Source organism: Enterococcus sp. AZ194 (assembly GCF_051713825.1).
GTDB lineage: Bacteria > Bacillota > Bacilli > Lactobacillales > Enterococcaceae > Enterococcus_K.
This window is the reverse complement of record NZ_JBIOQR010000001.1, coordinates 1,792,362-1,800,000: the sequence shown is the minus strand read 5'-3', so window position 1 is coordinate 1,800,000 and position 7,639 is coordinate 1,792,362. Positions and strand designations below refer to the sequence as shown.

Genomic DNA, 7,639 nt, shown 5'->3' with positions numbered 1-7,639 from the left:
TTTCTTAGGAAACCTTATTCGATCATAACCAACCAAATAGAATAGCTAATCCACCAATAAGATTATTTAAAAAATGAATACTTATACTGACTTCAAGACGTTTTGTTTTATAATAGCTATAACTCAAGACGAATCCGATTGCAGCATAGATTAGAAAACTGATGAAATTATCTGATTGATGGATTGCACCAAAAATTAAGGTACTACAAATGATTCCGACTATCGGATAATCTTTAAAAATTAACCCAATGATTCCACCACGAAAGACAATTTCTTCCATAATTGGTGCAGCAATGGATATCATAATAAATGATAATAGAGGACTGATTAGTTTGGTCATTTCAAGAATGGCTTCATCATTTTGTGTAGACTCATTTCCTTGTGCCATCATTAAGATACTTAATACATAGACAATCAACCGAGCAATGATAAAGGCTAGAAAGATAAACTTAATATTTTTTTTTGTTAAAAAATCAAGTGAAAAATCCATTATCTTTAGTTTTTTTGCAAGGAATATCAACAGCCAGATGCTTAATAAGGTAAAAATAATGCATGCGACATTTGCTAGAGTAGACATTTTCTCCTGACCACCTAGTTTAGCAAATTCAAGACCAAAGCCTAAGAACAAACCGTACAGCTGACTTAAGATAAAAAGCCCAATGACTATCAAAAAATTTTTTACGTAGGTCAATAACTCACTCCCTTTCTTTTTATAAGTGTACCATAAAATAAAAGAGAGGAAGAGGAAAACATTATAAGTTACCATACATATATTATGTAAACAAAATGTTTATAAATTACTAAATATACTTAAGAGTTTTTTATTTTCATAAATAAACGATTAAGATTAGGCTAAGATGCCCTTATTTGAAATGATAAAGACTATTATAAAGGAGTGGCAATGAATTAAGCCAAACTTCACTATTGGGAGGAAAAAAGAATGAATATGAAACAAAATCTAACAATCGCAATTATAACACTATCAATTATAGGAACGGTAAGCTTGAGCACGAAAGTAGCATTAGCAGAGACCAATTCTAGCAACGAAACAGTTATAAATGAACGTTGGGGCAAGCCAACATTTGTAGCAGGTGCTGGTTTAAATCAGAATCAAATGAACGAAACAATGAAAGTATTAGGTATTACTTCAGATTCGGTGAATACACAAAAAGCAACAGGGAAGGATTTAGTTACCTATCTAGGTTATGGAAGTGGAGATGATAGCGTCATGCTCAGTTCTGTAGTGGTCAATCGTGAGGATGAGGGGAAAGGAATTAATGTGGATATTCTTACACCGGAGAATATTACTTTAATTACTGCAGATCAGTATAAGAACCCTCTTGTGACAGCAGGTATTAGTGATGCGACTATTAAAGTTGCTAGTGTGGTTAAAGTGACTGGTGAGAGTGCTTTAACTGGCGTTTATAAGGCTTTTGAAGCGAATGGTGAGGAAGTCGACCCAGATAGAGCCAAACTTGCACAAGAAGAATTAGATACGACAGCTGATTTGTCGAAGTCAATTGTCGATCAGGCAACTGAGGAGAATAAATCTGAAACATTAACAGAAGATGAACAAGCCAAAGCAGATGAAGCATATAAAGCACAACTGAATCAAACCCTGGTTGATATTAAAAAGGAACTCGCAGAATTGAAAGAAAAGCAAGGAGAACTTGCAACTAAAGCGGATGTTGAAAAAATCGTAAATGATGCACTAGAAAAAAATAACCTCTCTAGCTATTTAACAAAAGATGATGTGGCAAAATTAGTTTCATTAGCTGAAAAATATCAATCAACAGATGGCGTGTTGGATAAAGATTCCATTGCCCAGCTAGATAAAATTAGCAAAGGCTTCACGGATACCGTGGATCGATTGGGTGACGAACTAGGAAAATTTGGAGACAAACTCAAAGGAACATTAGATGAAAATGAAGGTTTCTTTTCTAATTTGTGGTCAAGTATTACTGACTTTTTTGGAAATCTAATGAACTAAAAATCAGTAGAAGAGGGGAGAATGTGCTGTTCTGATCCCTCTTCTTCATTTTAAATTCAAACGTAATTTATCAATTTATTGTTCTTTTAAAGACTCTAAAAATGAAAAAAACACGAAAAAACCCTTTTAAGTGCTCAAACGATTAGATATCCCTAAGAACTATTGCTTTAAATGATGAATCATTTTCATTATAATGATAAAATAGAGACAGGTATTTTAGTGTTTAAAAAGGAGGTACATCTAATGACCGCATCGGATAGTCATAATGAAACAAGTGATAAATTGGTTGATTTTAGGGTTGAAGTAACAAGCTCTGATGAGTCAGAGTCTCAGAAAAATTCAAATTCATTTGAAGAGGTAAAACAAGTTGCTAGTATGAATGTTAGCAAGCTACTTCATGATCTACAAGAGTTTGAGGAAGCAATATCTGCGGAAAATATTCCAGCAATCTATCGGTTATACAATGGTGAATTGACAGATGAACTGAAGAAGAGTTCAAATCAAAATCATGAAATTGACCATATGTTGATACAAAAGCTTCATGAGCATTTTAAAGAGGCCTTTCCATTCATGTATTTCGAGGAACAAGTAGATACGACCGTTAACTATTATCGAATTGGTAACTATTACCGACAAAGAGCGACGATTGGAATTGATGCGTCTGTTCCAGAGGTCTTCATTTTACCAACGATTGACAGTGAGTGGCATACGTATTATGAAGATAAAGAAATTGAACTGGCATTAATCAGAGAACAAATGAATCAGCTGGATGCGAAAATGATTGCTGGGAAAGCTGAAATCGAAGAAATTAATAAAAAAATTAAAGTGGTTCAAGAGCAAAAGAATGAAGCCAATGAAACGAAAGGGTTACTTAATCGAAAAAAAGTGGACACTGAAGTGGATGAGTTGGATAAGAAATTAGTTGCTTTAAACAAACAGAAGGAAGAATGGTTACCTTTTGTTGATGGAAAAGGATATGTAGAAAAAGAACGTGCAAAACTTTCTGCTCAGTACAAACAAGTAGAATTAAAGAATTCAATCGTTGAAAAAGAACACCGCTTGATTCAGCGATATTTCGGTGGCTTCGAAGAGCTACGAACAAAAATTATCGCCTTTTTAGATGACTACTTGACTGAACAACCGGCAAATGCTGAAGAGGGAGGTTTTGTAAATGAGTGAAGAGAAACAAGTTGAAGAAGTTGAAACAAAGATTAATGAGAAAAAAATAATTACTCCTGATGAAGTTGAAGCCACAAATCTTGATGTAGAGCATGCAGTAAACACAGCAGATTCGGTGAGCTCTACAAAGGAGTTAGAACTTTCGAAAGCAGAACTGGCTTATTACGAGAAAAAAGAACAGAATCGTAAAAATATCGTTGACATGATTCAGGTTGCTGAATCAGAATTGGCGGATTTGAAGCTCAGAAAATCCTTAATGGAATCAGATTTCCCTGAATTATTAAGCTACTATCAGGAGTTATTGTTGGATGGTTCTACGTATCCTGAGATGTCAACAATTGCTCAGGCAACCTTATTAGAGTATATCACGTACGAATTATTGAAGCCGTTAACTCATATCGGCCTGAAATACTCACTAGCAGAGCTTGATAATTGGGAGACTGTTCATTTTCAGATTCGCTACTCTTTAGGTGAAGGGAATCGTTTGCAGTTTGCTTTCAAAATGAAGCCGATTAACAACAAATATGAAGCAGCCTATATGGATATGTTTGAGCTGGATTTGGATTCGAAGGAAGTAGCAATTAATGACGACCAAGTGTTGGCCTTGATTCGCTATTGGTCTGTAGATAATTTGTATTCATCTGTTCAACTTTCTGTCTTGAATCATGAGTTAAATCAATTGATTGTTCATTTTAAAACGTTAGGGTTTAATGTTGATGAAAGCTTACTCGATAATAGTAAACCATTGGATCTTCACTTAGAAAGTGCCTTTGAGCTTTCTACAGAGATATTAGATAATATATTTATCATTACTATGTCTAATCCTGAGTATGATATGGAAAAAATAGGTGAATATGGTTATGAAATCCTTTTAGATAAGGAACAATCTTTAGCCGTGGAGGTTAATGAGCATGGCCATAGCAACCTAAATATTCAAACAGGTCGAACGAATCGATCAATCCTAGATTTTTTTGGCAGCTATCCATTCTTAGTGCCACTTATGGTCCGATAAGTGGACTTATTGGATGAAAATCGCTGATGGGAATAGTTGTACTTTTAAAAATTATCAATAAATAATGAGTTAACAAAAGATTGAGTATGCAAATTCTCGATCTTTTGTTTTGTAATAAGACTAAATGATAAAAATACCGTCTGATAATTGGCATTAAAGTTCATTTTAATTAGATCGATAATGCTACAAACTCACTGTTTATACATATTTGTAGGTCCAATAGAGCTATGTATGACAACAAATTATGTAGTTAACGGTTAACAATAGTTCGATTGATTTAAGAGGAAAATCGCTGTAACTGAAGGGAAGATAGTGAGAATAGCACCTGTTTCTTGAGGAATGAATTTGTAAAATTAGTTAGTTTACATAATATATATTATACAAAGTAGTCTTGTAAAAGGCTTGGTATGTTGCTAATCCCAGTTATGACTATAATCAAAATATAGTTTACAATCTGTACATAAATCCTCACTTGATTCACAATACATAATGCAATGCATACACATTTTATAATCAGTTTTCTTTTTGTGTTTATGTATTTTTAGGAGCCTTTGAATTTCTTTTTCAGTGTCTCGTTTCTCTAAGAATCTATAAGAAAAATATAAGCTAGGAACCAATAACATAACAATTATAGCAACCATATAAAAACCTCCTAAAATATTATTGCAAGCCATTGGCTCGTTCATGATTGTACCAAAACTCTGTTAATGATTCGGGATCATTGGATAATTTATCTATTAAATCACGCATATCACGTTTTAATAACATTTTATTAAAACTATCACTTTTAAATTCATTAGCAAGCTCAATCTGAGCTTTTGACATTCTAGATTTCCCTAAAGCCTTTATGTAATCAAAAAACAATCTATCATCATCTAATGCTGTGTACACAGTAGCAAGACTAGATACAACTTGCTTATCAATCCAATCTTTTTTTCGTAATATTGATGGATATGGATGTACATTAGTTAATTTAATACGTTCTGCAGAACCAAGAAAATTATCCCACCATTTACAATTATTCCAGCGACTACGATTTGAGTCCGTACCTTTAATTTTAAAAGCAATATAGTTCCGTAGGATTCCACAAATATAATAGCCTAAATCACCACCTTGAGAAATGATTTTACAAGCTTCCATAGCACGTTCTTTACGTATTTGTAATTCAGTTCTCTGCCAAAAATCTATTTCATGACTCAAAGCATAATTATTAGCTTCACGTTCTTCCAATTTATCGTAAAACCTTATTATAACGTCACTTTTGCCAAAATAAATTGTTTGTCCCAATGTTTCACCAGTCTCTAGTAAAAATTCTTCGAAATTCCGTCCAGTTCTAAATTTACTTACCACACAGCCACGTTTAATAGTGTTTTCTATTTGTTTTAAAGTGAAATATCCTGTAAAATCATCAATCGCCAAATCTAATCTAGTTATATTCACCTCATAGCCTAGTAAATACTCAAAAAAAGTCTGCCAGCTGAATCCTGTTTTCTCAAAGGTCAACTCAAATTGTCTACAGGCTTGCCCAGACATATCAATAAAAACACCCATATCTTCAGTGCCATCATAACAGATAGTAATTGACTGCCAAACAGCACTTTTTCGGTACCCGTTCCTCCCCTTCTCTTGTTCTACAAATAGGGTAGAATCTAACAAAAAAACACCACAAACTTCTTTCCAGTTGTTCACATTTTTAAAAGTGCATGAAAACCAGTCTACTATTGAGATTAGGTTACTTCTAGATGTATTTCTAACCCCCCTGTTAGTAACGGGGGTTTGTAAGTTTTGATTCAGCATATTTTTCCAACTCCAAATGTTATTTTTTCCTACAAGAAACCAGCGTCCTTCATTTCCATATCTGCCTTAACCATCTTCTTAATTTCTTCACTAACTGTATGACGACCGCTATAATACCATCTATTTCTTTCTTTCGAAGTTTTGGCTTTCTCCTCTAAATAATTCCAATACTCAACAGGCAACGTAATAAAACGTCTTTCATTTCCCTCAGCAACTCCCATCTTATTCACTCCCTCCATAATCATGATTGGCGTAACACTGTAACACTTTCAGCTGAAGGCAGAAGTGTTACACTTACCTGTATAGATCAAAAATATAAGTGTAACACCTAGCCCCTGGATCAAAAACGTAAGTGTTGCACAAAAAATCGATTTTAAGAGTAACACTTTTGACCTGGTTATTTTTGGCCGTTTCGGCCAACTGCGTGGTGCAATCGCAGACCCTGCATCACATCTTTTTAAATGTTGATAAATCAACATCTAAAAAAACGTCTATTTAACTATCTAATTTGATAACTGAGACAATTTTAAATTGTGGTACTGTACTATCGTATCCCTTAGTAAACCAATCTAATTTTAAACGCACTATGTCGCCTTTTTTTAGATGGTTAATGTTAATCTGTCTATTGATACTAAAACATAAATTAGTTTTGTCGTTCGGGATCTCGACAAATAATAATTGATATCGTCTATCAACACCATTTTTATCAACACCCCACGTAGCAACCTTAAGAATTTTTAAATAATCAAAGTCAGTAAACATATTAGTATCCTAGTCTTGGTACAAAAAATACAATAAATATAACTAACAAAAAAACCATAGTCAAAATCATTAATACATCTTTAATATACATCAACTAGCAACCTCCTCATTGTTCGTTTTTAGTAGGTAAAGTAATTGTGCCTGGGCGCTTGATTGTTCGTTTTCTAGCGTATCTAATGAGTCTATAACGGCGTAACTATCGTATAAATCCCGCAAATCATCTGTTTGTATAAAGCTATGCTTTCGTTTACAACTCATTTTTTCCTTTTTATCAGGATTTTGGATAAAATACTCAAATTCAATTGGGTCGTAAAATTTTTCGAACGTCCAGCGACCGCCTAAAGTTGAACATTGTACAACCTCAAAAGTCTGTTCTCTGATAGGCTTAGCAACCCTCGTAAACACTTGACTTGTCGCAAGTATCTTAATACCTTGTTTACGCTGTTGCGTGATTGTGCGTAGTATTGTGAGTGGAAAAGAACGGGTTTGATTATCAAAATCGTTCTGAATTTCGTCCCAACCAATCACAACCCCCACATAGCCCATTTCACGAGCAATTTTAGCCACAACAGGTATCTCTGACAATGATTTTAACGGCAAATCTTGATGGATATAGCCAAAATTCGTAGCAATCAAAAGCTTTTTATAGTCCATACGATAAGCTTCCAACTGTTCCACCATGCTCATTGTTTTCCCCGACCCCTGCACACCACTATAGAGCCTTAGACCGTATTCTTTAAACGGTCTTAACCCTTCTTTTCTCATCTTAAAAAACCTATGTATGTCCGATAAGACGTATTTAATAAATATAAGTATTTTCAAAGGTTTCTTTACCTCCATCAATTTTTACTAAAAATAAAATCTTGAAAATTAGGCAGTGCGGAATCTCACACGTGAGA

Annotated in this window: 7 protein-coding genes; 3 read left to right on the top strand and 4 right to left on the bottom strand. The window is 34.0% G+C overall.

Going from position 1 to position 7,639, the window contains the following annotated elements; all coding sequences use genetic code 11:
• Positions 1-22: 22 nt before the first annotated feature.
• The gene (locus IGI37_RS08385) at positions 23-691 is read right to left on the bottom strand and encodes a lysostaphin resistance A-like protein (RefSeq protein ID WP_438761148.1); all 669 of its coding nucleotides are present in this window, start codon (positions 689-691) and stop codon (positions 23-25) included.
• Between the two features lie 249 nt (positions 692-940).
• On the opposite strand from IGI37_RS08385, the gene IGI37_RS08380 reads away from it, so the two are divergent.
• The 3 genes from IGI37_RS08380 to IGI37_RS08370 all read left to right on the top strand — a co-directional run bounded on the left by IGI37_RS08380 (position 941) and on the right by IGI37_RS08370 (position 4,181).
• Entirely contained in the window at positions 941-1,990 is a 1,050-nt protein-coding gene (locus tag IGI37_RS08380) for a DUF1002 domain-containing protein (protein ID WP_438761147.1), read from the top strand.
• Between the two features lie 243 nt (positions 1,991-2,233).
• Entirely contained in the window at positions 2,234-3,169 is a 936-nt protein-coding gene (locus IGI37_RS08375; RefSeq protein WP_438761146.1) for a viral A-type inclusion protein, read from the top strand.
• Positions 3,162-4,181 carry a hypothetical protein gene (locus IGI37_RS08370; RefSeq protein ID WP_438761145.1) on the top strand — a complete coding sequence of 340 codons (1,020 nt, stop codon included), beginning with the start codon at positions 3,162-3,164 and terminating at the stop codon, positions 4,179-4,181. Before IGI37_RS08375 ends, IGI37_RS08370 begins: the two co-directional genes overlap by 8 nt.
• Positions 4,182-4,841: 660 nt before the next feature.
• On the opposite strand, the gene IGI37_RS08365 is transcribed toward IGI37_RS08370, so the two are convergent.
• The 3 genes from IGI37_RS08365 to IGI37_RS08355 all read right to left on the bottom strand — a co-directional run bounded on the left by IGI37_RS08365 (position 4,842) and on the right by IGI37_RS08355 (position 7,505).
• A complete protein-coding gene (locus IGI37_RS08365) occupies positions 4,842-5,978 on the bottom strand; it encodes a replication initiation factor domain-containing protein (protein WP_438761144.1) in 1,137 nt (378 codons plus the stop codon).
• Between the two features lie 29 nt (positions 5,979-6,007).
• A complete protein-coding gene (locus IGI37_RS08360) occupies positions 6,008-6,199 on the bottom strand; it encodes a hypothetical protein (RefSeq protein WP_438761143.1) in 192 nt (63 codons plus the stop codon).
• Positions 6,200-6,830: 631 nt separating this feature from the next.
• On the bottom strand, positions 6,831-7,505 hold the full coding sequence (locus tag IGI37_RS08355; RefSeq protein WP_438761142.1) for an ATPase: 675 nt from the start codon (positions 7,503-7,505) through the stop codon (positions 6,831-6,833).
• Positions 7,506-7,639 lie beyond the last annotated feature (134 nt).

What these genes read in the sequence shown, in the direction of transcription:
- IGI37_RS08370 (WP_438761145.1), top strand. Translation starts at nt 3,162, where the DNA reads ATGAGTGAAGAGAAACAAGTTGAAGAAGTTGAAACAAAGATTAATGAG.
- IGI37_RS08360 (WP_438761143.1), bottom strand. Translation starts at nt 6,199, where the DNA reads ATGGGAGTTGCTGAGGGAAATGAAAGACGTTTTATTACGTTGCCTGTT.
- IGI37_RS08375 (WP_438761146.1), top strand. Translation starts at nt 2,234, where the DNA reads ATGACCGCATCGGATAGTCATAATGAAACAAGTGATAAATTGGTTGAT.
- IGI37_RS08365 (WP_438761144.1), bottom strand. Translation starts at nt 5,978, where the DNA reads ATGCTGAATCAAAACTTACAAACCCCCGTTACTAACAGGGGGGTTAGA.
- IGI37_RS08380 (WP_438761147.1), top strand. Translation starts at nt 941, where the DNA reads ATGAATATGAAACAAAATCTAACAATCGCAATTATAACACTATCAATT.
- IGI37_RS08355 (WP_438761142.1), bottom strand. Translation starts at nt 7,505, where the DNA reads ATGAGAAAAGAAGGGTTAAGACCGTTTAAAGAATACGGTCTAAGGCTC.